The 24543-nt window shown below is 69.0% G+C and carries 22 protein-coding genes; 14 read left to right on the top strand and 8 right to left on the bottom strand.

Annotated features, from left to right (window positions below):
* Window positions 1-66: 66 nt before the first annotated feature.
* Both uvrB and VB080_RS00970 read left to right on the top strand, forming a co-directional pair.
* A complete protein-coding gene (uvrB, locus tag VB080_RS00975; protein ID WP_323416542.1) occupies window positions 67-2148 on the top strand; it encodes an excinuclease ABC subunit UvrB in 2082 nt (693 codons plus the stop codon).
* Between the two features lie 113 nt (window positions 2149-2261).
* Window positions 2262-3266: a TerC family protein gene (locus tag VB080_RS00970; protein WP_323416541.1), complete on the top strand. Its 1005-nt coding sequence runs from the start codon at window positions 2262-2264 to the stop codon at window positions 3264-3266.
* 6 nt (window positions 3267-3272) lie between these two features.
* On the opposite strand, the gene VB080_RS00965 is transcribed toward VB080_RS00970, so the two are convergent.
* Window positions 3273-3980, bottom strand: coding sequence for a maleylpyruvate isomerase family mycothiol-dependent enzyme (locus VB080_RS00965; protein WP_323416540.1), 708 nt, complete (start codon window positions 3978-3980; stop codon window positions 3273-3275).
* A 182-nt stretch (window positions 3981-4162) separates the two neighbouring features.
* Here VB080_RS00965 and uvrA point away from each other — a divergent pair, with 182 nt between their 5' ends.
* Window positions 4163-7060 (top strand): excinuclease ABC subunit UvrA, encoded by a 2898-nt coding sequence (gene uvrA, locus VB080_RS00960; protein WP_323416539.1) that lies wholly within the window; start codon window positions 4163-4165, stop codon window positions 7058-7060.
* Here uvrA and VB080_RS00955 read toward each other — a convergent pair.
* Complete coding sequence (locus VB080_RS00955; protein WP_323416538.1) at window positions 7053-7472, bottom strand: Rieske (2Fe-2S) protein; 420 nt, start codon at window positions 7470-7472, stop codon at window positions 7053-7055. The genes uvrA and VB080_RS00955 overlap by 8 nt on opposite strands.
* A 180-nt stretch (window positions 7473-7652) precedes the next feature.
* Here VB080_RS00955 and uvrC point away from each other — a divergent pair, with 180 nt between their 5' ends.
* From uvrC to VB080_RS00910, 9 genes are all read left to right on the top strand, one after another.
* A complete protein-coding gene (gene uvrC, locus VB080_RS00950) occupies window positions 7653-9620 on the top strand; it encodes an excinuclease ABC subunit UvrC (RefSeq protein WP_323416537.1) in 1968 nt (655 codons plus the stop codon).
* Between the two features lie 41 nt (window positions 9621-9661).
* Window positions 9662-10531, top strand: coding sequence for an RNase adapter RapZ (rapZ, locus tag VB080_RS00945; RefSeq protein ID WP_323416536.1), 870 nt, complete (start codon window positions 9662-9664; stop codon window positions 10529-10531).
* A complete protein-coding gene (locus VB080_RS00940; RefSeq protein ID WP_323416535.1) occupies window positions 10528-11484 on the top strand; it encodes a uridine diphosphate-N-acetylglucosamine-binding protein YvcK in 957 nt (318 codons plus the stop codon). The genes rapZ and VB080_RS00940 overlap by 4 nt, the downstream gene beginning before the upstream one ends.
* A 147-nt stretch (window positions 11485-11631) precedes the next feature.
* Complete coding sequence (gene whiA / locus VB080_RS00935) at window positions 11632-12618, top strand: DNA-binding protein WhiA (protein ID WP_323416534.1); 987 nt, start codon at window positions 11632-11634, stop codon at window positions 12616-12618.
* Window positions 12619-12782: 164 nt separating this feature from the next.
* Window positions 12783-13787 carry a type I glyceraldehyde-3-phosphate dehydrogenase gene (gap, locus tag VB080_RS00930; RefSeq protein WP_323416533.1) on the top strand — a complete coding sequence of 335 codons (1005 nt, stop codon included), beginning with the start codon at window positions 12783-12785 and terminating at the stop codon, window positions 13785-13787.
* Between the two features lie 93 nt (window positions 13788-13880).
* Complete coding sequence (locus tag VB080_RS00925; RefSeq protein WP_323416532.1) at window positions 13881-15086, top strand: phosphoglycerate kinase; 1206 nt, start codon at window positions 13881-13883, stop codon at window positions 15084-15086.
* Window position 15087: 1 nt separating this feature from the next.
* Entirely contained in the window at window positions 15088-15873 is a 786-nt protein-coding gene (tpiA, locus tag VB080_RS00920; RefSeq protein WP_323416531.1) for a triose-phosphate isomerase, read from the top strand.
* Window positions 15874-16036: 163 nt separating this feature from the next.
* Window positions 16037-16297 carry a preprotein translocase subunit SecG gene (gene secG / locus VB080_RS00915; RefSeq protein ID WP_323416609.1) on the top strand — a complete coding sequence of 87 codons (261 nt, stop codon included), beginning with the start codon at window positions 16037-16039 and terminating at the stop codon, window positions 16295-16297.
* A 41-nt stretch (window positions 16298-16338) separates the two neighbouring features.
* The gene (locus tag VB080_RS00910; RefSeq protein ID WP_323416530.1) at window positions 16339-16695 is read left to right on the top strand and encodes an RNA polymerase-binding protein RbpA; all 357 of its coding nucleotides are present in this window, start codon (window positions 16339-16341) and stop codon (window positions 16693-16695) included.
* 44 nt (window positions 16696-16739) lie between these two features.
* Here the strand turns inward: VB080_RS00910 and pgl are convergent, their stop codons facing one another.
* The 6 genes from pgl to VB080_RS00880 form a co-directional block, all read right to left on the bottom strand.
* Window positions 16740-17477 (bottom strand): 6-phosphogluconolactonase, encoded by a 738-nt coding sequence (pgl, locus tag VB080_RS00905; protein ID WP_323416529.1) that lies wholly within the window; start codon window positions 17475-17477, stop codon window positions 16740-16742.
* Window positions 17477-18403: a glucose-6-phosphate dehydrogenase assembly protein OpcA gene (locus VB080_RS00900; protein WP_323416528.1), complete on the bottom strand. Its 927-nt coding sequence runs from the start codon at window positions 18401-18403 to the stop codon at window positions 17477-17479. The genes pgl and VB080_RS00900 overlap by 1 nt, the downstream gene beginning before the upstream one ends.
* A 10-nt stretch (window positions 18404-18413) precedes the next feature.
* A complete protein-coding gene (gene zwf / locus VB080_RS00895; protein WP_416339573.1) occupies window positions 18414-19877 on the bottom strand; it encodes a glucose-6-phosphate dehydrogenase in 1464 nt (487 codons plus the stop codon).
* A gap of 179 nt (window positions 19878-20056) precedes the next feature.
* On the bottom strand, window positions 20057-21511 hold the full coding sequence (locus VB080_RS00890) for an ABC transporter ATP-binding protein (RefSeq protein ID WP_323416527.1): 1455 nt from the start codon (window positions 21509-21511) through the stop codon (window positions 20057-20059).
* Complete coding sequence (locus VB080_RS00885) at window positions 21501-22199, bottom strand: energy-coupling factor transporter transmembrane component T (RefSeq protein WP_323416526.1); 699 nt, start codon at window positions 22197-22199, stop codon at window positions 21501-21503. Before VB080_RS00885 ends, VB080_RS00890 begins: the two co-directional genes overlap by 11 nt.
* Window position 22200: 1 nt before the next feature.
* Window positions 22201-22782 carry an MptD family putative ECF transporter S component gene (locus tag VB080_RS00880; RefSeq protein WP_323416525.1) on the bottom strand — a complete coding sequence of 194 codons (582 nt, stop codon included), beginning with the start codon at window positions 22780-22782 and terminating at the stop codon, window positions 22201-22203.
* A gap of 150 nt (window positions 22783-22932) precedes the next feature.
* Here VB080_RS00880 and hemG point away from each other — a divergent pair, with 150 nt between their 5' ends.
* Together hemG and VB080_RS00870 are read left to right on the top strand one after the other, a co-directional pair.
* A complete protein-coding gene (gene hemG, locus VB080_RS00875) occupies window positions 22933-23481 on the top strand; it encodes a menaquinone-dependent protoporphyrinogen IX dehydrogenase (RefSeq protein ID WP_323416524.1) in 549 nt (182 codons plus the stop codon).
* A 133-nt stretch (window positions 23482-23614) separates the two neighbouring features.
* On the top strand, window positions 23615-24523 hold the full coding sequence (locus tag VB080_RS00870) for a heme o synthase (RefSeq protein WP_323416523.1): 909 nt from the start codon (window positions 23615-23617) through the stop codon (window positions 24521-24523).
* Window positions 24524-24543: the final 20 nt, after the last annotated feature.

The raw sequence follows: 24543 nt of genomic DNA, 5'->3' as shown, positions 1-24543 counted from the left end.
ACCGTCCGGCCGTCCCGTGACACCGGGGCGGCCGGACTGTCAGCGGGCCGACATAGGCTGGGTTCCATGCGTCCGGTCACCGATGTGCAGCGCAAGCTGGCACCCTTCGTCGTCCACGCCGACTTCGCCCCCGCAGGCGACCAGCCGACGGCCATCGATGACCTCCAGCGGCGTGTCCTGGCCGGCGAACCGGACATGGTGCTGCTCGGTGCGACCGGCACCGGCAAGACTGCCACGGTCGCCTGGCTCGCCGAGCGGCTGCAGCGCCCCATGCTGGTGATGCAGCCCAACAAGACCCTGGCAGCCCAGTTCGCCAACGAACTGCGGCAGTTCTTCCCCGACAATGCGGTGGAGTACTTCGTCTCGTACTACGACTACTACCAGCCCGAGGCGTACATCCCGCAGACCGACACCTACATCGAGAAGGACTCCTCGCTCAACGAGGAGGTCGAGCGGCTCCGCCACTCGGCCACCAACTCGTTGCTGACCAGGCGGGACGTGATCGTGGTCGCGACCGTATCGGCGATCTACGGCCTGGGCACCCCGCAGGAGTACGTCGACCGGATGGTCCGGCTGCGGGTGGGCGACGAGATCGACCGGGACACCCTGCTGCGCAAGCTGGTCGACATCCAGTACGCCCGCAACGACCTGGCCGGTACCCGGGGAACCTTTCGCGCCCGCGGGGACACCATCGAGGTCTTCCCGATGTACGAGCAGAACACCGTCCGGATCGAGATGTTCGGCGACGAGATCGAGGCGCTGACCACCCTGCACCCGCTCACCGGCGAGGTGGTCAGCGAGGACACCGAGCTCTACGTCTTCCCGGCCTCGCACTACGTCGCCGGCCCGGAGCGGATGGAGCGCGCGCTCGGCGCGATCGAGACCGAACTCGCCGAGCGGCTCACCGACCTGGAGGGGCAGGGCCGGCTGCTGGAAGCCCAGCGGCTGCGGATGCGCACCAGCTACGACATCGAGATGATGCGCCAGATCGGCACCTGCTCGGGTATCGAGAACTACTCCCGGCACATTGACGGCCGCGGGCCCGGTTCGGCGCCCAACTGCCTGCTCGACTACTTTCCGGAGGACTTCCTGCTGGTCATCGACGAGTCGCACGTCACGGTCCCGCAGATCGGCGGTATGTACGAGGGCGACATGTCGCGCAAGCGCACCCTGGTCGAGCACGGCTTCCGGCTGCCGTCCGCCACTGACAACCGGCCGCTGCGGTTCGAGGAGTTCGTCGACCGGATCGGCCAGACGGTCTACCTGTCCGCCACACCGGGGCCGTACGAGCTCGCCCGCAGCGACGGTGTAGTCGAGCAGGTGATCCGCCCGACCGGGCTGGTCGATCCGGAGGTGATCGTGAAGCCCACGAAGGGCCAGATCGACGACCTGATGGGTGAGATCCGGCTGCGCACCGAACGCAACGAGCGCGTGCTGGTCACCACCCTCACCAAGAAGATGGCCGAGGATCTCACCGACTACCTGATGGAGAACGGAGTACGGACCCGCTACCTGCACTCCGAGGTTGACACCCTGAAGCGAATCGAGTTGCTGCGTGAACTGCGGCTGGGGGAGTACGACGTCCTGGTCGGCATCAACCTGCTGCGCGAGGGCCTCGACCTGCCCGAGGTGAGCCTGGTCGCCATCCTCGACGCCGACAAGGAGGGTTTCCTGCGTTCCGAACGGTCGCTGATCCAGACCATCGGCCGCGCGGCCCGCAACGTCGACGGCCAGGTGCACATGTACGCCGACCGGATCACCGACTCGATGGCCGCCGCGATCGACGAGACCAATCGACGCCGGGCCAAGCAGGTCGCCTACAACACCGAGCACGGGATCGACCCGCAGCCGTTGCGCAAGAAGATCGCCGACATCACCGACCTGCTCGCCCGCGAGGAGGCAGACAGCGTGGACCTGGTGAAGACAGTGCCGGGCCGCCGTCCGACATCGCCGGTGCCGTCCGAACTGACCGAGGACCGCGACCTCGCCGCCCTGCCCGCCTACGAGCTGGCCAACCTGGTCCAGGAACTCACCGACCAGATGCACGCCGCTGCCGCGGAGCTGCAGTTCGAGGTGGCAGCCCGGCTGCGGGACGAGGTGTCGGAGATCAAGAAGATGCTGCGGCAGTTGCTCGCGGCCACCAAGTAAGGCCAGCGGTGTCGGTGGGTTGGCGCGGGTGGCGTCACGGCTGTCACAATCAGGCAGTTGCATCCTGTCGTCGCTGCGGCGACCCGACCTGATCGCCCTGGGAGGCGTCCTTCATGCATGTGACCGCTGAGGCCTGGCTCATCACGATCGCGGTCCTGGTGGCGGTCCTGGTCGTCGACGTGCTGATCATCGGCCGGCGCCCGCACGAGCCGTCGATGAAGGAGTGCGGCATCGCCATCGGGGCGTACTCGGGGCTGGCGATCCTGTTCGGGCTGGGAGTCTGGTTCTTCAGCGGCCCGCGCTACGCCGCGGAGTTCTTCGCCGGCTGGCTGACCGAGTACAGCCTGTCGATCGACAACTTGTTCATCTTCGTGATCATCATGGCCAACCTGCGGGTGCCCCGGCAGTTGCAGCAGTTCGCCCTGATGGTCGGCATCGTGCTGGCACTGGTCTTCCGGGGCATCTTCATCGCCCTCGGGGCAGCGGCGATCGAGCGGTTCAGCTGGGTGTTCTTCCTCTTCGGCGCGTTCCTGATCTACACCGCCGTCAAGCTCTACCTCGACTATCGCAGTCAGGACTCCAGCGACGACGAGGCCACCGACAACCTGCTCCTGCGCTGGGTGCGGCGGGCCTTCCCGTCCACCGACGAGTACCACGGCACCAGCGTGCTGGCGAAGGTGGACGGACGCCGGGTGATCACCCCGATGCTGATCGTGATCGTTGCGCTGGGCAGCACCGACCTGTTGTTCGCGCTCGACTCCATTCCGGCGATCTATGGCCTGACCCAGGAGCCGTACCTGGTCTTCGCGGCGACGGTGTTCGCGCTGATGGGGCTGCGGCAGCTCTATTTCCTGATCGGCGGCTTGCTGCAGCGGCTGGTCTACCTCTCGGTCGGGCTGTCGGTCATTCTGGCGTTCATCGGGGTCAAGCTCGTCCTGCACGCCATGCACGAGTACGGCTGGGACGTGGGACTGGGTTTCAACGGCGAGATCGCGATCTGGGTGTCGCTGTCGTTCATCGTGGCGACCCTGGCAGTCACCACGGTGGCCAGTCTGGCGAAGTCCCGGCACGACGCCCGGGCGGCGGGGCGGACCGACGGGCCACCACCGGCCGGGTGATGTTCCTCAGGCGAGCAGGGGGCGAGGGAGAAGTTCGATGCCGTCCGGGTCGACCAGCGGGGCGCGTCCGGCGAGCCAGGCCCACAGCCCGGCGTCGCTACCGCGTACGGTCATCGTGGGTTCGCCCTGGCCGAGTACCGCGTGCTGGCCGGAATCGCTCTGGATGGCGAGCGCCGGAGCCGCCTGACTTCCGAGCCGCTGGCAGACCCAGGTCAGCAGCCAGTGGGCTGTTTCGGGGTTGATCTGGTCGGCGGTGAAGCCGATGTCGAGGTCGAGATGGTGGACGCAGAGTTCGTGCAGCCGGGCCACCGGGAGCCAGGAGAGGGGACGGACGCGGCCCAGGAAGTTGATCGGCCGGTGCCAGTCGGTCTGGTCGTGCCAGACCGCCTCCAGCGCGGCGGCCGAGGTGTCCAGGTCGATCTGGAGTTCGAGGGCCGACCGCTCGGCTCCTCGTTCCAGTGCCTCGAACCGCTCCTCCGGGCCAGGCTCGGCAGGCCGCTCTGCGGAGATCGCGCTTTCGGTGAGCCGTCGCAGCCGGTCGGCATTGCGCGCCACATGGGTGGCGACATGCGCGCGTGACCAGCCGGGCAACAGGCTCTGACCACGCCAGACCTCCTCGGGGATCCCGATGGTGTCGTGGAGCAGCAATTGGTTGGCATCGCGCTCCAGAAGGCGGACCTCCTCGGACGCGAGGGAACCGCCGAGCTGTGTCATGGGGATCAAACTACGTCCCAGTGCGGGGTCCGTGCCACCTGTCCGCGCGGATCGCCCGTGTCCACGGGGTGCCGCGACGGAACTGTCGGAAGGGCGATCTGTCGCCTGCGGCTCCAGATCGCTTCCTCCTCCGTTCGACCGCGAGCAAGCTCGCGACGGAACTGTCGTCGTCGCGATCTACCATGTTCGGCGTGAATGACCGTCTGATCGTCCGGGGCGCCCGCGAGCACAATCTGCGCAATGTGAACCTCAGCCTGCCGCGTGACTCCTTGATCGCCTTCACCGGGCTCTCGGGCTCCGGCAAGTCGAGCCTGGCCTTCGACACCATCTTCGCCGAGGGCCAGCGGCGCTATGTCGAGAGCCTGTCCTCCTACGCCCGGCAGTTTCTCGGCCAGATGGACAAGCCCGACGTCGACTTCATCGAGGGGCTGTCCCCGGCAGTGTCGATCGACCAGAAGTCGACCTCTCGCAATCCGCGCTCGACGGTCGGCACGATCACCGAGGTGTACGACTATCTGCGTCTGCTGTACGCCCGGATCGGCCATCCCCACTGCCCGGTGTGCGGCGAGCTGATCAGCCGGCAGACCCCGCAACAGATCGTCGACCGGTTGCTCGCGCTGGCCGACGGCACCCGCTTCCAGGTGCTGGCGCCGGTCGTCCGCGGACGCAAGGGCGAGTACGTCGACCTCTTCCGGCAGCTCGCCGGTCAGGGTCTCAGCCGTGTCCGGGTGGACGGCGAGGTGCACCAGCTGACCTCGCCACCGACGCTGGACAAGCAGAAGAAGCACAACATCGACGTGATCGTCGACCGGCTCGCTGTGAAGCCCAGCATCAAACAGCGACTGACCGACTCGGTCGAGACCGCGCTCGGCCTGGCCTCCGGGGTGGTGTCGATCGACTTCGTCGACCGGCCGGCGGACGATCCACAACGCGAACGGCGGTACTCCGAGAAGCTCGCCTGCCCCAACGAGCACGACATCTCGATCGAGGAACTCGAACCGCGGCAGTTCTCCTTCAACGCCCCCTGGGGCGCCTGTCCGGCCTGTTCGGGGCTCGGCGTCCGGCTGGAGGTCGACCCCGACCTGGTGGTGCCCGACCGCAGCAAGAGTCTGGCCGAGAACGCGATCTCGGTCTGGGCCAGCCCGTACATCGGCGGCTACTTCCAGACCCTGTTCACCGCGCTGGCCGAGCAGGAGGGCTTTGCCACCGACACCCCCTGGAGCGACCTGCCGGGCCGGATCCAGGGCCTGCTGCTCAACGGGCTGAAGCACCCGATCACCGTCCACACCCGTACCCGGCACGGCCGCGAGCACACCTTCAACGCCAAGTACGAGGGTGCGATCGGCTACATCGAGCGCCGGCACGCCGAAGCCGAATCCGACAACGCCCGTGAGCGCTACGGCGGCTACATGCGCGAGGTGCCCTGCCTCACCTGCAATGGGGCACGGCTGAAGCCGAGTTCGCTGGCGGTGACGATCGGCGAGAAGAACATCGCCGAGTTGTCCTCGCTGTCGATCGACGAGTTGTCGGCGTTCATGGGCAGCCTGGAGTTGACCGCGCGCGAGGCGCAGATCGCCGCGCGGGTGATCAAGGAAATCCGCGAGCGGCTGCGCTTCCTGCTCGACGTCGGGCTCGATTACCTGACGCTCTCGCGTTCGGCCGGCAGCCTGTCGGGCGGTGAGGCCCAGCGGATCCGGCTGGCCACCCAGATCGGCTCCGGGCTGGTCGGCGTGCTGTACGTGCTGGACGAGCCCTCGATCGGCCTGCACCAGCGGGACAACCACCGGCTGATCGAGACCCTGGTGCGGCTGCGCGAACTCGGCAACACCCTGATCGTCGTCGAGCACGACGAGGACACCATCCGGACCGCCGACTGGGTGGTCGACATCGGCCCGGGTGCGGGCGAGCACGGCGGCGAGGTGCTGGTCTCCGGCCCGGTGAGCGAGCTGCTGGAACACCCCACCTCGCTCACTGGTGCCTACCTGGCCGGCCGCAGAGCGATCCCGATGCCGTCCCACCGCCGGCCGTCCACCGGCCGCGAGATCACCGTGCACGGCGCCCGGGAGAACAACCTGCGTGATGTCACAGTCTCGTTCCCGCTCGGGCAGTTCATCGCGGTGACCGGGGTGTCGGGCTCGGGCAAGTCGTCGCTGGTGAACGCCATCCTCTACACCGCCCTGGCCAAGCAGCTGTACGGTGCCCGCGCAGTGCCGGGAAAACACTCCTCGATCACCGGGATCGAGCACATCGACAAGAGCATCCACGTCGACCAGTCGCCGATCGGCCGCACCCCGCGGTCGAACCCGGCCACCTACACCGGCGTCTTCGACCGGATCCGCAAGCTCTTCGCCGAGACCCCGGAGGCCAAAGTCAGGGGCTACGGCCCGGGCAGGTTCTCGTTCAACGTCAAGGGTGGCCGGTGCGAGAACTGCGCGGGCGACGGCACGATCAAGATCGAGATGAACTTCCTGCCGGACGTCTACGTGCCCTGCGAGGTCTGCCACGGTGCCCGCTACAACCGGGAGACCCTGGAGGTGCACTACAAGGGCAAGACCATCGCTGAGGTGCTGGACATGCCGATCGAGGAGGCGGTGGAGTTCTTCGCGGCGATCCCGGGCATCGCCCGGCACCTGCGCACCCTGGTGGACGTCGGGCTGGGCTATGTCCGGCTCGGGCAGCCGGCCACCACCCTATCGGGTGGTGAGGCGCAGCGGGTGAAGCTGGCCAGCGAGTTGCAGAAGCGCTCCACCGGGCGCACCATCTACGTCCTGGACGAGCCCACCACCGGTCTGCACTTCGAGGACATCCGCAAGCTGCTGCAAGTGCTGGGCAGGCTGGTGGACACCGGCAACACGGTGGTGGTGATCGAGCACAATCTCGACGTGATCAAGACCGCCGACTGGGTGATCGACATGGGCCCCGAAGGCGGCTCACGGGGTGGCCTGGTGATCTGCGAGGGCACGCCCGAACAGGTGGCCGCCGACCCGAACTCGTTCACCGGGCAGTTCCTCAAGCCGGTGCTGGCCGCCCATCCGCCGGTGGAGGTGGAGGAGCAGGAGGCCCTGCCCCAGGTCAGCTGATCGTCAGGGTGTCGCCGGTGCGGGTCACGGTGGCCGCGGCGAGCGGTTCGGTGGCCGGGCCGGTGATCACCGAACCGTCGGCCAGTGAGAAGGTGCTGCCGTGCCGGCCGCACACGATCGCGGTGTCGCTCACCTCCTGCACCGGGAGGTTCTGGTGGGTGCACAGGTAGCTGAACGCCACGAAGGTGCCCTGCGTGGGCTGAGTCACCACATACTGTCCAACGATGGCGCCGCTGCCCACCGGAACGTCGGCGACCTCGATCGTGGCAGTGCCGGCGGCAGCGCTGGATCCGGCCGAACTGCTGTCCTGCGGGCCGGTCGCGGCACCGCAGCCGGCCAGACAGAGCGCCAGCGCGCCGCCGCCGACACCGATCAGCACGGCACGGCGGGAAAGGACAGTGTCGGACGCCATCGGAACCTCCTGATCGGGTTGGCGGGCAGCCTAACCACGCTGGCTGTCAACCGGCTGTGAGCTGTGGCGCTCCTGGCTGAGGCCGTCGGCACCAGCGGGCCGCCAGCTCGCGGTCCACCTGGCAGCGCCCCGCTGGTGGAGGTGCGTCCTATGCTGACCACGCGATGACAGGACGATTGGATGGCTGACCCGCAGAGCTACCGGCCGAAGACCGGCTCGATCCCGACCGACCCCGGGGTGTACCGCTTCAGCGACGCCCAGGGACGGGTGATCTATGTCGGCAAGGCGGTCAACCTGCGGCAGCGGCTGACCTCCTACTTCGCCGACCCGGCCACCCTGCACTTCCGCACCCAGACGATGGTGCGTACCGCCGCGAAGGTCGAGTGGACGGTCGTCCGCAACGAACTCGAGGCGCTGCAGCTCGAATACACCTGGATCAAGCAGTTCGACCCGCGGTTCAACGTGAAGTACCGCGACGACAAGTCCTATCCCTGGGTGGCGGTGACCTGGGCCGAGGAGTTCCCCCGGGTGTTCGTCGGCCGTGGCGCCAAGCGCAAGGGCAACCGCTACTTCGGCCCGTACGCGCAGGCCTGGGCGATCCGGGAGACCATCGATACCCTGCTCTACGTCTTCCCGATGCGGTCCTGTACGACCGGGGTGTTCCGCAGTGCGAAAGCCAGTGGCAGGCCCTGCCTGTTCGGCTACATCGGCAAGTGCTCGGCCCCCTGCGTCGGACGGATCGACGCCGCCGACCACCGCGAACTCGTCCAGGATGTCTGCGACTTCCTGGCTGGCAAGACCGCGGCGCTGACCCGGCGGGTCGAGCACCAGATGCGGCAGGCCTCGGCGGCGATGGAGTACGAGAAGGCAGCAGTGCTGCGTGATCGGCTGGCAGCGCTCACGTCTGCCACCGAGTCGAATGCGATCGTGTTGGCCGACGGCACCGACGCCGACGTGATCGCCCTGGCCGAGGACCCGCTGGAGGTCGCCGTCCAGATCTTCCACGTCCGGGCCGGACGGGTGCGCGGCGAGCGCGGCTGGGTGGCCGATCGCACCGACGACGCCGACACCGCCCAGCTTGTCGAGTCCTTCCTGCTCTACCACTACGGCGAGGCGGTGGCGGAGTCCGAGGTGGCCGCAGCGATCCCGCCAGAGATCCTGGTGCCGGTCGAGCCGGCGAGCGGGGGAGTACTGGCCGAGCTGCTCACCGAGCAGCGCGGTTCGAAAGTGCGCGTTCGGGTGCCGCGGCGCGGCCCGAAACTCACCCTGCTGGAGACCGTTGCGAAGAACGCCCAGGAGGCGCTCATCCTGCACAAGACCCGCCGGGCCAGCGACCTGTCCACCCGCAACCGGGCGCTGGAGGAGATCCAGAACGCCCTCGGGCTGCCCGAGGCGCCGCTGCGGATCGAGTGCTATGACATCTCGCACCTGCAGGGTACTGAGGTGGTTGGCTCGATGGTGGTCTTCGAGGACGGCCTGCCGCGCAAGGGCGACTACCGCAGGTTCGTCATCCGCAACCAGGAGTCCAACGACGTCGCAGCCATGCACGAGGTGATCACCCGGCGGTTCTCCCGGCTGCGGGACGACCGCGCTTCCCTGACCGACGAGGACGAGGGTGGGCCGCTGCTGATCGACCCGACCACCGGCGCCCCGCGCCGGTTCGCCTACACCCCCGCCCTGGTGGTGGTGGACGGTGGCGCGCCCCAGGTGGCCGCCGCCCAGGCCGCGCTGGCCGAACTCGGCGTCACCGACGTGGCGGTCTGCGGGCTGGCCAAACGGCTGGAGGAGGTCTGGCTACCGGGAGAGGAGTACCCGGTGATCCTGCGGCGCACCAGCGAAGGCCTCTATCTGCTGCAGCGCATCCGGGACGAGGCGCACCGGTTCGCGATCACCCACCACCGCGGCCGTCGCTCGGCGTCCATGGTCGAGTCGCTGCTGGACGATGTCCCCGGGCTGGGCGAGGTGCGTCGCAAGGCCCTGCTGAAATACTTCGGCTCATTGCGGAAGCTCCGGGCGGCCCAGGTCGAGCAGATCGCCGAGGTGCCGGGGATCGGGTTGAAGACCGCGCAGGCGATCCATGACGCGGTCGCCGCCCAACCCGCGCGGGAGGCGATCAACACCGCCACCGGCGAGATCATCGAACAGTAGTCGGCCGCGCCGGGGCCTGCGCGCGGCCCTATCATGACGGCATGGAGCCGGTCGCCGAAGCAGTGGAGTTTCTGGTCATCACCGGGGTGTCGGGGGCCGGCCGGCGCACCGCCGCGCACGCCCTGGAGGACCACTCCTGGTATGTGGTCGACAACCTGCCGCCGGAGTTGATGCCCCAATTGCTCCAGATCGCCCGCGACCGGGACTTCACCAAGGTGGCGGTAGTGCTGGATGTCCGTACCCGGTCGGCCTTCCAGCAGCTGCCGGCGGCCTTCGCCGAACTCGGCCGGGCCGGTGTGCTGCCGACCATCCTGTACCTCGACGCCAGCGACGAGGTGATCGTGCGGCGGCAGGAATCGGTTCGCCGGCCGCTACCGCTGCAGGGCGCCGACCGGCTGCTGGACGGCATCCGGCGCGAGCGCAGGCTGCTGGGCGATCTGCGCGCCCGGGCCGACGTGGTGATCGACACCACCGACCTGAACGTGCACGACCTGACCGACCGGGTGGTCGAGCTGGCCGCCGGCGGCGGGCCCGACCGGATCGTGTTCACCCTGATGTCCTTCGGCTTCAAGAACGGCGTCCCGATCGACGCCGACATGGTGTTCGACCTCCGGTTCCTGCCCAACCCGTTCTGGGTACCCGAACTGCGGCCCCAGAACGGCCTGGCCCAGGCGGTCGCGCAGTATGTGCTGACCCAGCCTGCGGCGGCCGAGTTCCTGGCCAGCCTCAGGCAACTCGTCGACACCGTGCTGCCCGGCTACCGGCGGGAGGGCAAACAGCACGTCACGATGGCGTTCGGCTGCACGGGCGGCAAACACCGCTCGACGGCGATCGTCGAGGAGTTCGCCGGCCGGTTGCGTGCTGACGGCCTGGCCGTCACGGTGCGGCACCGGGATCTGGGGCTGGAATGAGCGTCCCGGGATCGCGTCAACCCGCCGTCACCGCCCTCGGTGGCGGGCACGGCCTGGCGGCCAGTCTCGGCTCACTGCGCCGGTTGACCAACCGGCTGACCGCGATCGTGACGGTGGCCGACGACGGCGGCTCCTCCGGCCGGCTGCGTCAGGAGTTCAACGTCCTGCCGCCGGGCGACCTCCGGATGGCGCTCGCGGCGCTCTGCGGGGACGACGACATCGAACGCACCTGGGCCGAGGTGCTGCAGTCGCGGTTCAGCGGCGACGGCCCGCTCGGCGGTCACTCGATCGGGAATCTGCTGATCGCCGGACTGTGGCAGTACATCGACGACCCGGTCGCCGGCCTCGACATGGTGGCCGCCCTGCTCCGGGTGCAGGGACGGGTGCTGCCGATGTCGGCGGTGCCGCTGGTGATCGAGGCCGATGTCACCGGTGCTGATCCGGCCTTCCCCGACGAGGCCACCGTGGTGGTCGGCCAGGAGGCGGTGGCGCTGGCCACCGGGGTGATCGGCGATGTCCGGCTGACCCCGGCCAATCCGCCGGCCGTCCCGGAAGCCGTCGAGGCGATCATCCGTGCCGACCACGTGGTCCTCGGCCCCGGTTCGTGGTACTCCTCGGTGCTGCCGCACCTGCTGGTTCCCGAACTCGCCGACGCCGTGGTCAGCACCTCCGCCCAGCGGATCCTGACCATGAACCTGGTGCCCACCGAGGACGAAACCGCCGGCTACACCGCCTCGCGTCACCTGGAGGTGCTCGCCGAGCACGAGCCACGGCTGCGGCTGGATGCCGTCCTGGTAGATCCGAGTTTCGTGGCCGGGGATCCGCATCTGGAGAGCTTCACCCGGTCGCTCGGTGCCCGGCTGGTGGTCGCCGACGTCCGGATGCGGGACGGCTCCGCCCGCCACGATCCACTGAAGCTGGCGGCCGCCTACGCCGAGGTGATGGAATTGTGACTGCCCTGGTCCGCAGGCTCATCCAGGAATCGACCGGCGGCTGGGCGGGGCGCCGGATTGCTGCCGAACCGTCCGGGGCCCGCCTCCCCGGACGCTAGGCTTGCCTCGCCCCCCAGGAACGTGACCGAACGGAAGGTGTCAGCCCTCATGGCCATGACGCAGCAGGTGAAAGCTGAACTCGCCACCCTGGAGGTCAGCAAGCCCGAACTGCGCAAGGCCGAGGTGGCCGCTCTGCTGAGGTTCACCAACAGCCTCCACATTGCCGGTGGCCGGATCGTGGTGGAGGCCGAACTCGACACCGGCGCCGCTGCCCGCCGGTTGCGGACGGCGATCGCCGAATTGTTCGGTTTCACCTCCGAGTTCGTGGTCATCACCGGCAGCGGGGTGCGACGCGGCACCCGCTATCTCGTCCGGCTGATCCGGGACGGCGAGTCGCTGGCCCGGCAGACCGGTCTGATCGACTCCCGCGGCCGTCCGGTGCGCGGCCTGCCGGTCCAGATCGTCAGCGGCGGAGTGGACGTCTCGGTGGCCGCCTGGCGCGGCGCCTTTCTCGCCCACGGCTCGCTCACCGAGCCCGGCCGCTCGATGGCCCTGGAGGTCACCTGCCCCGGTTCGGAGGCGGCGCTCGCCCTGGTGGGTGCCGCCCGCCGGCTGCAGATCAGCGCCAAGGCCCGCGAGGTGCGCGGCGTCGACCGCGTGGTGATCCGGGACGGCGACGCGATCTCCGCGATGCTCACCCGGCTCGGTGCACACGAGTCCGTGCTGGCGTGGGAGGACCGCCGGATGCGGCGCGAGGTGCGCGCCTCGGCGAACCGGCTGGCGAACTTCGACGATGCCAACCTGCGGCGCTCGGCGCGGGCCGCGGTCACCGCCGGTGCCCGGGTCCGGCGGGCGCTGGAGATCCTCGGCGAGGATATCCCCGAACACCTGCTGGAGGCCGGCAAGCTCCGGCTGGAACACAAGCAGGCCAGCCTGGAGGAACTCGGCCAGCTGCACACCCCGCCCCTGACCAAGGACGCGGTCGCCGGCCGGATCCGCCGCCTGCTGGCGACCGCCGACAAACGGGCTGCGGAGCTGGGAATTCCCAACACAGAGGCGGGCCTGAGCGTCGAACTGCTCGACGACAACGATTGACACCCAGCCCCTGGGAGGGTGTGCTGGAGGCCCACCCGCAACGGGTCGGATGAGCGCGTCCTACAAGTCGTCGGACAAGCCCTTTTTCGATAGGGTGGAGGTGTTCAACCTGCCCCGGTCCAGCTGGTTCGCGGCAGCCGCTTGCAGTAAGGAGTTCCATACACATGACCGTCAAGGTTGGTATCAACGGGTTTGGCCGGATCGGCCGTAACTACTTCCGTGCTCTGGTCGCCTCGGGCGCCGATCTGGACGTGGTGGCAGTCAACGACCTCACCGACAACAAGACGCTCGCGCAGCTGCTCAAGTACGACTCCATTCTGGGCCGGTTCCCGGGTGAGGTCAGCTACGACGAGCAGGCGCTGTACGTCGACGGCAAGCAGATCAAGGCCTTCGAGGAGCGCGATCCGGCCAATCTGCCGTGGGGCGAGCTGGGCGTCGACATCGTGATCGAGTCCACCGGCTTCTTCACCGACGCCACCAAGGCCAAGGCCCACCTGGACGCCGGTGCCAAGAAGGTGCTCATCTCCGCTCCGGCGAAGAACGAGGACATCACCATCGTGATGGGTGTGAACGACGGGCTGTACGACCCGGCCGCGCACAACATCATCTCGAACGCCTCCTGCACCACCAACTGCCTGGCCCCGCTGGCCAAGGCGCTGAACGACGGCATTGGCATCGTCAAGGGCCTGATGACCACCATCCACGCCTACACCCAGGACCAGAACCTGCAGGACGCTCCGCACAAGGACCTGCGTCGCGCCCGCGCCGCCGCCCTGAACATCGTCCCGACCACCACCGGTGCGGCCAAGGCCGTCGCCCTGGTGCTGCCGGAACTGAAGGGCAAGCTGGACGGCTACGCGCTGCGCGTCCCGGTGCCCACGGGCTCGGTGACCGACCTCACCTTCGAGGCCAGCCGCGAGACCACCGTCGAGGAGATCAACGCGATCGTCAAGGCTGCTGCCGAGGGTCCGCTGAAGGGCATCCTGGAGTACTCCGAGGATCCGATCGTCTCCAAGGACATCGAGACCTACCCGCTGTCCAGCATCTTCGACGCGCCGCTGACCAAGGTGATCGGCAACCAGGTGAAGGTCGTCTCCTGGTACGACAACGAGTGGGGCTACTCCAACCGGCTGGTCGACCTGACCGTGCTGGTGGGCTCGAAGCTCTGATCGCTCCCTGATCCTGTACCGCTGAGAAGTGGGCCGACTCGCTCTTCGCGGGTCGGCCCACTGTGCGAATCCACCAAAGAAGAAAGGCAACCAGTGAAGTCCCTTGAAGACCTCGGTGACCTCCGGGGCAAGCGGGTCCTGATCCGCTGCGATTTCAACGTACCGCTGGACGGCGATGTCATCACCGATGATGGCCGCATCAAGGCGGCCCTGCCCACCCTGACCTACCTGCGTTCCGCCGGGGCGAAGACGGTGATCATGGCCCACCTCGGACGGCCCAAGGGCGAGGTCAACCCGAAGTACTCGTTGTCCCCGGCCGCCAAACGGCTCGGCGAACTGCTCGGCACCGAGGTCAAGCTCGCCGCCGACGTGGTCGGCCCGTCCGCCACGGCGACCGTCGCCGCACTGTCCGACGGCGAGGTCGCGCTGCTGGAGAACGTCCGCTACGAGCCGGCCGAGGAGTCGAAGGTCGACGCCGAACGTGCAGAACTCGCGGCGAAGTACGCCGCCCTGGGTGACGTCTTCGTCTCCGACGGCTTCGGCGTCGTCCACCGCAAGCAGGCCTCGGTCTACGACGTCGCCAAGCTGCTGCCGAACGCCGCCGGCTACCTGGTGGCCAAGGAGGTTGACGTCCTGAAGAAGCTCACCGAGACCCCCGAGCGGCCTTATGTGGTCGTGCTGGGTGGCGCGAAGGTGGCCGACAAGCTGGGCGTCATCGACAACCTGCTCAAGGTCGCCGACACCCTGATCATCGGGGGCGGCATGGCCTACACCTTCCTCAAGGCACTCGGCTACGAGGTGGGCATCTCGCTGCTGGACGCAGAGAAGGTCGACACCTGCGCCGACTACCTGGAGCAGGCCAAGGCTGCCGGCAAGCAGATCCTGCTGCCGGTGGACACCCGGGTGGTGGCCGAACTCGACTTCGCCAGCCGAACCGCCAGCGCGGTCACGATCGTGGCGGCCAGCGAGATCCCGGCCGACCAGGAGGGTGCCGACATCGGACCGGAGACCGAGAAGCTGTTCGCCGAGGCCATCCGGGGCGCCAAGACGGTGTTCTGGAACGGCCCGATGGGTGTCTCCGAGATCGAGTCGCTGGCCAGCGGCACCAACGCCGTGGCGAAGGCGCTGGCCGAATCCGACGCGTTCAGCGTCATCGGTGGCGGGGACTCCGCAGCCGCCGTCCGCAACCTCGGCTACCCCGACACCGCGTTCGGGCACATCTCGACCGGCGGCGGAGCATCCCTGGAATACCTGGAGGGCAAAGAGCTCCCCGGGCTGGCAGTCCTTGAGGAGAACTGACATGGCACGCACACCGCTGATGGCGGGCAACTGGAAGATGAACCTGAACCACGTCGAGGCGACCGGGGTGGTGCAGAAGCTGGCCTGGACGCTGGCGGACGCCCGCTACGAGCCGGCGAAGTCCGAGGCGGCGGTGATCGTCCCGTTCACCGACATCCGGACTGTCCAGACGCTGATCGAGGGCGACAAGCTGCCGCTGGCCTTCGGTGCGCAGGACGTCTCCGAGCACGACGCCGGCGCCTACACCGGTGAGGTCTCGGCCGACATGCTGGCCAAGCTGAACGTGAAGTACGTCGTGGTCGGGCACTCCGAACGCCGCGAGTACCACGGCGAGACCGACGCCCTGATCAACGCCAAGGCCAAGAAGGTGATCGCCGCCGGAATGACCCCGATCATCTGCGTCGGTGAGGTGCTGGAGATCCGCAAGCAGGGCACCCACGTCGAACACGTCCTGGGCCAGACCAAGGGGGTCCTGGACGGTCTGAGCCCCGAACAGGTCGGTGCGCTGGTGATTGCCTACGAGCCGGTCTGGGCGATCGGTACCGGTGAGGTGGCCACCCCCGAGGACGCGCAGGAGGTCTGCGGCGCGATCCGCGGCTACGTCGCCGACATCTTCGGTGCGGCAGCAGCCGAGGCGGTCCGAATCCAGTACGGCGGCTCGGTGAAGGCGAGCAACGTGGTCGAGATCATGGCGCAGCCCGATGTGGACGGCGCCCTGGTCGGCGGTGCCAGCCTCAACCCCGAGGAGTTCGCCAGAATCGTGCTGTTCTCGTCCTCGGCCAACTGAAGGCCCGCGGGACAACGAGATCCCGAATCCGCCTGGTGGCGTCCGGTTGAAGCCGGACGCCACTGGCGTTCCTGGTCCGGGACGACGGGGGATCCACGCGGTTGCCGGCGAATGCGGGAATCTCGCGCTGGTGAGTTAGGATTTCCCGGTGACTGCTCCGCTGATGACCTGGCCGATTCTGACCCTGTCGATCATCCTGATCCTCACCAGTATCGTGCTGGCCCTGTTCGTCCTGCTGCACAAGGGCCGTGGCGGCGGAATGTCGGATCTCTTCGGTGGCGGTATGACCACGTCCATGGGCGGCACCTCGGTCGCCGAGCGCAACCTCGACCGGCTCACCATCGTGGTCGGTGGGATCTGGCTGGTCAGCATCCTGGGGCTGCTCACCCTCTATCGCTTCTTCCCCGAGGTCGGCGCGTTCTGACGCGCGGCCTGACAGACGAACACCGCTAGGAGGAGACACCCGTGGTTGGTGGCAGTGCGATCCGTGGCAGCCGCGTCGGCGCGGGCCCGATGGGTGAAGCGGAACGAGGTGAATCTGCCCCGCGACTGTACGTCTCGTATTTCTGCGCCAATGGTCACGTCACCCGTCCGGCCTTCGCGGCCGACGCCGTCCCGCCGGACACCTGGGACTGCCCCCGGTGCGGACTGCCGGCCAACCTCGACTCCGAGAACCCACCGCCGCCGCCGAAGATCCAGCCCTACAAGACCCATCTGGCCTATGTGAAGGAACGCCGCACCGATGCCGAGGCGGTGGCCATCCTGTCGGAGGCGCTGGAGTCGCTGCGCGCCCGCCGCGCCGCTGGCGAGGTCATCTACTGACTGTTCCCGACACTGGCCCGCTCACCGGCCGGGCTGTCGGCCCGCTACAGCGAGCACACGAAGTAGGGCAGCTGCGCGGCGGCATCCTGGTCGATCAACCAGACGGTCGCCTGCTCGCCGTGGACCCGGCCGGCGGGTAACGTCTCGTCGCCCACGACCGCCCGGGCCACCGCGTCGGCCTTGTCCGGCCCGCTGACCACGAACCACACCTGGTCGGATCTGCTGAGCGTCGGCAGGGTGAGGCTGATCCGCTCCGGCGGCGGTTTCGGAGAGTCGCTGACACCGATCACCGTCTGGGAGGTCGGCTCCTCCGAAGGGTGGCCGGGGAAGATGGACGCCACATGGCCGTCTGGCCCCATGCCCAGCAGACAGATGTCGAACCGGGTCTGGCCGAGCTCCTTGGCGTAGGTGGCCGCCGAGGCACCGGCGTCGATCACGCCGTCCGCGGCGGGCATCGGATGGGTACGGGACGGGTCGAGTGCGAAGTGGCCGGCCAGCGCCGCCAGGGTCGGACCGGCGTTGCGGTCGGGGTCGTCGGTGGGCAGGAAGCGCTCATCCCCCCACCACAGCTCGAGCCGGGAGGGGTCAAGCGAGGAGTCCTCGACGAGTTCGCCGAGTCGGGTGTAGAGCCGCAGCGCGATCCGTCCACCGGTGAGGCAGATCTGGGCCACCCGGTCGTCGGGCTGGTAGCCGATCAGCGCGTCCAGCAGCCGCCGGGCGACCCGGTCGACGAGATCGTCGGAGTCGAGATAGCGCACCACCTGCGGCTGGTGAGAACCCATCAGAGAGACTCCTTCGTGACGCCTGCGTCCCAGCGCGCTCCCAATGCTGCCATGGCCGCGTGGTAGGCCGCATCCTCGTCCAGCCGCCGCAGTTCCTCGGTGATCAGCGCGTTGAGGTCGCGACGGGGCAGGGCGACGATCCGCCGCGGCACACCGGGCGCGGAGAAGGCGGCCATGGTGCCGTCCGTCCGGGTCAGCCGGATGTCGCCGGCGTCGGTCTGCAGCTCGACACCCATGATGCCGTACTCGCCGGCCTCGTCCTCCAGCCGCACCTCGACGCCCAGCCGGTCATCCAGCCAGGCGGCGAGCAGCACGCCGGCAGCATTGCCGGGGGTGGCACGGACGATCGCCCGCCGGATCGGCGCCGGATGCTGTTCGACGGCCGCTGCCAGCAGGGCACGCCAGCGGGTGAGCCGGGTCCAGGTGAGGTCGGTGTCGCCGGGGGAGAGGTGCTGGGCCCGCTCGACCAGGGCGGCGATCGGGAACTCGGCAGCGTGGGAGTCGGTGATCCGGCGCAGGGCCAGTCGGCCGATCGGGTCGTCGCCGGGGGTTTCGGGCGAGCCACCCGGCCACCACACCACCACCGGCGAGTCCGGCAGCAGCAGCGGCAGCAGCACCGAGGCGTGGTGCTCGGTGAGTTCGCCGTGGAAGACCAGCTGGATGATCTCGCCCGGTACCTCCTCCGCGAGTCGCAGGACGGCGTCCAGCCGGGTGGGGCCGTCGTCGCCGTCGCTGACCAGGATGATCCGGGACGGGTGCTCCCGGCCGGCATCGATGACCGCGGCGAACACCTCGTCGTCGTCGCAGCCCCGGGCCACCGCGATCATGGTGAACACCAGGCCGGTGGGCACTCCGACCCGCGAGCGGGCGGTGAGGATCTCGCGTCCGATCCGGGAGGCGCTGGTGTCGGGAAGGTCGATGATCACAGCCTGCTCCTCACGGTCGCCGCCAGCTTCGGCCGTCCCGGGCGAGCATCTCCCGGCCTGAACGGGTACCCCACGAGCCGGCCGGGTAGCCCTCGGGCGGCTCCGCCAGACTCTGCCAGTAGTCCAGCACCGGGTCGAGGATCCGCCAGGCGGCCTCGACCTCCTCGTGCTGCGGGAACAGCGGCGGGTCGCCCAGCAGGACGTCCAGGATCAGCCGTTCGTAGGCCTCCGGGGAGGACTCGGCGAAGGAGGTGCCGTAGGCGAAGTCCATGGTGACGTCACGGATCTCCATCTGGGTGGCCGGCACCTTGGCGCCGAGCCGGAGCATCACGCCCTCGTCCGGCTGGATCCGCATCACCAGGGCATTCGAGCCGAGGCCGGTGACGTCGGAGTTGGTGAACGGCAGATGCGGTGCCGGCTTCAGGATGAGCGCCACCTCGGTGACCCGGCGCGGCATTCGCTTGGCCGTGCGCAGGTAGAACGGGACGCCCGCCCAGCGGCGGTTGTCGATGTCCACCCGGATCGCCGCGTAGGTCTCGGTGCGGGAGTCGGACGGGATGCCGTCCTCCTCCAGGTAGCCCTTGACCAGTTCGCCGCCCGCCCAGGCGGCCTGGTACTGCCCGCGGGCAGTACCCCGTGCCAGGTCGGCGGCGGGACGGGTGGCCTGCAGCACCTTGAGCTTCTCCGCGCGCAACTGGTCGGCGGAGAAGGAGGTGGGCTCCTCCATGGCGGTGAGCGCAAGGAGTTGCAGCAGGTGGTTCTGGATCACGTCCCGGGCGGCGCCGATGCCGTCGTAGTACCCGGCCCGGCCGCCGATTCCGATGTCCTCGGCCATCGTGATCTGGACGTGGTCGATGTAGGAGCGGTTCCAGATCGGCTCGAACAACTGGTTGGCGAACCGGAAGGCCAGCATGTTCTGGACCGTTTCCTTGCCCAGGTAATGGTCGATCCGGAAGACCGACTGAGGGTCGAACGCTGCCGACACCTTCCGCTGCAACTCCTGGGCGCTGGCCAGGTCGTGGCCGAACGGCTTCTCGATCACCACCCGCGACCAGGCGCCGTCCGGGCCCTCCGGGGTCTTTCCGGCCAGGCCGTGCCGGCTGAGCTGATCGAGGGTGATGTCGAAGGCCTTCGGCGGCACCGAGAGGTAGAAGGCGTGGTTACCGCCGGTGCCCTGGGCCTCGTCCAGTTCGCGCAGGGTGGCGGCGAGGTTCTCGAACGCCTCGTCACTGTCCAGGTCGCCGGGGACGAACCGGATGCCTTCCAGCAACTGCTGCCAGACGTCATCGCGGAAGGGGGTGCGGGCATTCTCCCGCACGGCCTGCTGCACCACCTCGGCGAAGTGCTCGGCCCGCCAGTCCCGCCGGGCGAAGCCGACCAGCCCGAAGCCAGGTGGGAGCAGGCCGCGATTGGCCAGGTCGTAGATCGCCGGCAACAACTTCTTGCGCGACAGGTCGCCGGTCACACCGAACATCACCAGCGCGCAGGGGCCGGCCATCCGGGGCAACCGGCGGTCTCCTGCGTCCCGCAGCGGATTGCGGTACTCCTGTTCGCCCATCGTCCTCCTCAACGGCGCTCCGGCCAGGCTCGACTCTACGACATCACCGGTAGCCGGCAGCCAGTGCTCCCAGGGCGAGCAGTCGCGGGCCGGAGTTACTGCCCACCGACCAGCCGCCCCCGGGCCAGCGCGACGGTGTGGTCGGCGCAGGCCTCGATCAACTCGGCGTCGTGGGTGGCGACGACCACCGTGCGGCCCGCGCCGGCGAGGTGCCGCAGCGCGTCGGCGACTTGTTCCATGTGGGCCAGGTCCAGCCCGCTGGTGGGCTCGTCCAGCACCACGGTCTCCCGGCCGGAGGCCAGCGCAGCCGCGATCGCCAGCCGCTGCTTCTGTCCGGCCGACAGCGCCATCGGGTGCCGCTCGGCCAGCTCGGCCAGGTCGACCTGGCCGAGGATGCGGGCAGCCTCCTCCTCGACGCCTGCCCGCAGACCTGCCAGCCGCAGGGTGAGCGCCACCTCCTCCAGTGCCGACTCGGTGAACAGTTGGTGGTTGACGTCCTGGTCCACAGCGAAGACCCGGCGGCGGCGTTCCCGGCGGCCGAGGACGTGTCCGGCCTGGCGCAGCGTGCCGGTGCGGGCCGGGGCGATCCCGGCAAGCCAGCGGAGGAGCGTCGTCTTCCCGGCCCCGTTGGGTCCGGTCAGCGCGGTGACCCGGCCGGTGGGCAGGTCGAGCCGGTCGATCCGCAGGTCGTGGGACCAGCTGGTGGCGCCGACACCGGGTACCTTCCGTCCGCGGTGCCGGTAGTGCAGGTCGCGGAGCTCCAGAACCGGCTGGCCCGCCAGCGGCGACGCCGGTCCGGGGGAGTACCGGGCATCGGCCGCCCGCAGGCCGAGAGCGCGCAGCGCGGCGCCGTCCATCGCCCGGAACGCGTCACCGCTGTGCTCGGCGACGATCCGTCCGTGGTCCAGCAGGACGAGCCGATCAGCCAGCTGCCGGAGGTAGCCGAGCCGGTGCTCGGCCACGATGACAGTGGCGCCAGCGGCCTTCCAGGCGGCCATGATCCGCTGCAGCCGGCGGGTGGCTGCCGCGTCCAGGTTGGCCGAAGGCTCGTCGAGGACGTAGAGGCCGGGTCGGGTGGCCGCCACCGAGGCGCAGGCCAGGCGCTGTTTCTCGCCGCCGGAGAGTGCGAACACCGAACGGTCGCGCAGGGAGGCCAGGTCGAAGGCGTCGATCGCTGCCGCCACCCGGTTGCGGGTCTCGGCCCGGGGCAGGCCGAGGTTCTCGCAACCGAAGGCGATCTCGGCGGCGGTGTCGGTGGTGAAGAACTGGGTGCGGGGGTTCTGGAACACCGAACCCACCTCGGCAGCGGTCTCCCAGACCCGCTGGCCGGCAGGTTCGCGGCCGTTGACCAGCACCTGCCCGCTGAGCTCGCCGGGATGGAAGTGCGGAACCAGGCCATTGAGCAGTCGTGTCACGGTGGTCTTGCCGCAGCCCGAGGGACCGCTCACCACCACGAACTCGCCGGGCGCGATAGTGAGGTCGATGCCGTCCAGGGCGGGCTGCTGGACGGCCTGGTAGCGAAAGCCGACCTCGGTGAGATCAACCGACAATCCACACCCCCAATCCGGCCAGGCAGGTCAGCAGCGTCACCACATCGGGCGGACGCAGGCCGATCCGGCAGATCCGCTCGGCACGACCGGGCCGCCCCAGGCCACGGGTGAGCGCCGCCTGGCTGAGTTCCTCGCCGGACTTGACGGTGGAGATCAGCAACGGGATCAACCGGTACTCCAGCCAGGGCAGCGGACCGACGCGCAGCAGCGACACCCCGCGGGCACTCATCGCGGTGGCCACGGCGGCCGACTCCTCGCCCACCGTCGGCAGGAAGCGGAGTACCACCGCCGCCGGAATCACCAACTGCCGCGGGATCCGCAGCTCCTCCAGCGACGCCATGAACTCGCTCACCCGGATGCTGACCACCGCCACGTAGCCCATGAACAGGCCGGGGGCGAGCCGGGACACCAGCCCCGCCAGGCCCGTCAGCAGGGCGCCGGCGCCGGCCAGGTCACCGGCCAGCAGCCATCGTTCGACGGCGAGCGCGGACAGGCTCACCGCCAGGTAGGCCAGGGCGGCGGCGATCCGTCCCACCCCGACCGCCAGGACGGCGGGAATCAGCAGGAAGATCAGCCGGGCCGCGGCGTCCCCGCCAGTGAAGCCGGCCGAGAACATCACCACATTGAGCGTCCCGACCACCGCGAGAGTGGTGCGCGGATCCAGCCGGAACAGCTCGGGGCAGGTCACCTCAGGCGATGCCTGCGCGCTCGAAGTGCTTGCGCAGCAGTGCCCGTCCCAGGTAGGCACCGATGACGGCGCCGACGGCGAGCATTCCGATCATCACGACGAACATCCAGTTCGGGGTGAGGTCGACCATGGACTGCACCCAGGCGGCGTCGTGGCGCTGCCCGATCCGGGCCAGGAAGGCCTCTCGCGCGAAGAACAGCGGAACCACGGTGCCGATCAGCATCAGCGAGAAGACCACGTATCCGGCGACGGTCGTCGTCCAGCGCCGGTAGCCGCCGGCGCGGAAGATGAGATCAGCGGCAGGTGCCAGGACGAGCGCCAGCAGCGGTACCCAGAAGGCCTGCCCGGTCGCCAGGACGAGCAGCCCGACCAGAATCCCGAGGATGGTGACCATCCCGAACGTGTCGACCCGGGTGAGGAAGAGCATGAACGGGATGCCGGCAATGATCGGGATGTAGAGCGGCCCGAGCACCTGCAGGATCGGCACCAGCGCGCCCAACTGGCCGAAGACGGCGACGGCTGCGAAGTAGAGGACGGTGAAGATGCCGATGTTGATCAGATCGCGAGTGGTGAGTTTTTTCACCGGTGTGCCTCCTGGCTGTGCCGCGGACGATCGCACTGCGGAGCCTAGCGGCGTCTCTGCGGGCTCGCCAACCGCGCCCGCGCCCGACCACGGGTCCGGGCCGGGGTGTCACCAGGCGTAGGATTTCGGCTCGGAGAAGGAGGCGATCCGGTGAGCGCGGCGGTACTGGTGGTCCACGGCGGGCGGTTCGGCCAGAGCAGGAAGATTGCCCTGGCGATGGACGAGGTGCTGCGGGACGCGGGCCTGGCGACAGAGATGGTCGAACTCACGTCGGCCACGGCGATCGACCCGTCCCGGCACTCGGGACTGCTGCTGGTCACCTCGGTGCGCTACGGCTATTTCGACCGCAACGCCTACCGGTTGGTCGAACGCCACCGGAGTTGGCTGGCGACCGCACCCACCCAACTGGTGACGGTCTCGCTGACCGCCCGCAAGCCGGAGAAACGCGACCCGCAGACCCACAGCTACACCGCCACGTTCCTGGAGAAGAGCGGCTGGACGGGTGGCGTCCAGGTGGTCGCCGGCGCGCTGGAGTACCCGCGCTACAAGCTGTGGGACAGGCTCGCGATCCAGTTGATCATGAAGATCACCGACGGCCCCACTGATCCCGGTCTCAGCATCGAGTACACCGACTGGGACCAGGTGCGGGCCACTGCCGACCGCTTTGCCGCCCAGTTGGTCGGCTCGCCGGAAGCCTGAACGGCGGGAGGAACTCTGCCCATCAGCCCGGACAGCCGTCGCTTGGGGGCGTGGAGCGTGGCTAGACTGCTCGAATCAGCCAGAAGGGACGCGCGCGATTCACCACCATGACCCGGCCAGCCGTACGGCTGTCGTGACGGCGGAGCCCGGCCTGAGCCGGGCTCGCGATGTTCTTGCTGCCTACGTGGCGCTCGCCAAGCCGCGGATCATCGAGTTGCTGCTGGTCACCACCGTGCCGGCCATGTTCCTGGCCGCAGGGGGCTTCCCACCGATCGGCCTGGTGGCCGCGACCCTGATCGGCGGCACCTTGGCCGCCGCCAGCGCAAACGTGTTCAACTCGGTCTTCGACGCCGACATCGACGCCGAGATGCGCCGCACCCGGCGGCGTCCGATGGTTCGGGGGCTGATCAGCACGCCGAAGGCCTACGGATTCGGAGTCGCCCTCGGGATCGCCTCGGTGTTGATCCTGGGGTTCGGCGCCAACTGGCTGTCGGCCGGATTGGCAGTGCTGGCCAACCTCTACTACGTCTTCGTCTACACCATGGCGCTCAAGCGGCGCACCGCCCAGAACGTGGTCTGGGGTGGGGTCGCCGGCTGCTTCCCGCCGCTGATCGGCTGGACGGCGGTCACCGGTTCGGTGGCCTGGCCGCCGCTGGTGCTGTTCGCGATCGTCTTCGCCTGGACTCCACCGCATACCTGGGCCCTCGCCCTGCGCTACCGCGAGGACTACGCCCAGGGGCACGTCCCGATGCTGCCGGTGGTGAAGCCGCCGGTGGCGGTGGCCTGGCGGATCCTCGGCTACACGGCGCTGACCGTCGCCACGAGCCTGCTGCTGTGGCCGGTCGCCGGCACCGGTTGGCTCTACCCGGTCGCCGCCGCCGTGCTGGGCGCGGTGATGCTCGGGGAGTCGATCGCGCTGCTGCGCCGCGCAAAGCAGGGTCTCACCGACGCCGCCCTCAAACCGATGCGACTGTTCCACCTCTCGAACAGCTACCTGGCCCTGGTGTTCATCGCGGCCGCCATCGACCCGCTGATCTTCTGAACCCGGGTCCACCCATGGTC

Source organism: Propionicimonas sp. (genome assembly GCF_034927565.1).
Lineage (GTDB): Bacteria > Actinomycetota > Actinomycetes > Propionibacteriales > Propionibacteriaceae > Propionicimonas.
This window is presented reverse-complemented; position numbering and strand designations above follow the sequence as displayed.

What these genes read in the sequence shown, in the direction of transcription:
- VB080_RS00940 (WP_323416535.1), top strand. Translation starts at nt 10,528, where the DNA reads ATGAGCGTCCCGGGATCGCGTCAACCCGCCGTCACCGCCCTCGGTGGC.
- uvrA (WP_323416539.1), top strand. Translation starts at nt 4,163, where the DNA reads ATGTTCGGCGTGAATGACCGTCTGATCGTCCGGGGCGCCCGCGAGCAC.
- uvrC (WP_323416537.1), top strand. Translation starts at nt 7,653, where the DNA reads ATGGCTGACCCGCAGAGCTACCGGCCGAAGACCGGCTCGATCCCGACC.
- VB080_RS00965 (WP_323416540.1), bottom strand. Translation starts at nt 3,980, where the DNA reads ATGACACAGCTCGGCGGTTCCCTCGCGTCCGAGGAGGTCCGCCTTCTG.
- rapZ (WP_323416536.1), top strand. Translation starts at nt 9,662, where the DNA reads ATGGAGCCGGTCGCCGAAGCAGTGGAGTTTCTGGTCATCACCGGGGTG.
- zwf (WP_416339573.1), bottom strand. Translation starts at nt 19,877, where the DNA reads ATGTTCGGTGTGACCGGCGACCTGTCGCGCAAGAAGTTGTTGCCGGCG.
- VB080_RS00955 (WP_323416538.1), bottom strand. Translation starts at nt 7,472, where the DNA reads ATGGCGTCCGACACTGTCCTTTCCCGCCGTGCCGTGCTGATCGGTGTC.
- secG (WP_323416609.1), top strand. Translation starts at nt 16,037, where the DNA reads ATGACCTGGCCGATTCTGACCCTGTCGATCATCCTGATCCTCACCAGT.
- tpiA (WP_323416531.1), top strand. Translation starts at nt 15,088, where the DNA reads ATGGCACGCACACCGCTGATGGCGGGCAACTGGAAGATGAACCTGAAC.
- VB080_RS00970 (WP_323416541.1), top strand. Translation starts at nt 2,262, where the DNA reads ATGCATGTGACCGCTGAGGCCTGGCTCATCACGATCGCGGTCCTGGTG.
- whiA (WP_323416534.1), top strand. Translation starts at nt 11,632, where the DNA reads ATGGCCATGACGCAGCAGGTGAAAGCTGAACTCGCCACCCTGGAGGTC.
- pgl (WP_323416529.1), bottom strand. Translation starts at nt 17,477, where the DNA reads ATGGGTTCTCACCAGCCGCAGGTGGTGCGCTATCTCGACTCCGACGAT.
- uvrB (WP_323416542.1), top strand. Translation starts at nt 67, where the DNA reads ATGCGTCCGGTCACCGATGTGCAGCGCAAGCTGGCACCCTTCGTCGTC.
- gap (WP_323416533.1), top strand. Translation starts at nt 12,783, where the DNA reads ATGACCGTCAAGGTTGGTATCAACGGGTTTGGCCGGATCGGCCGTAAC.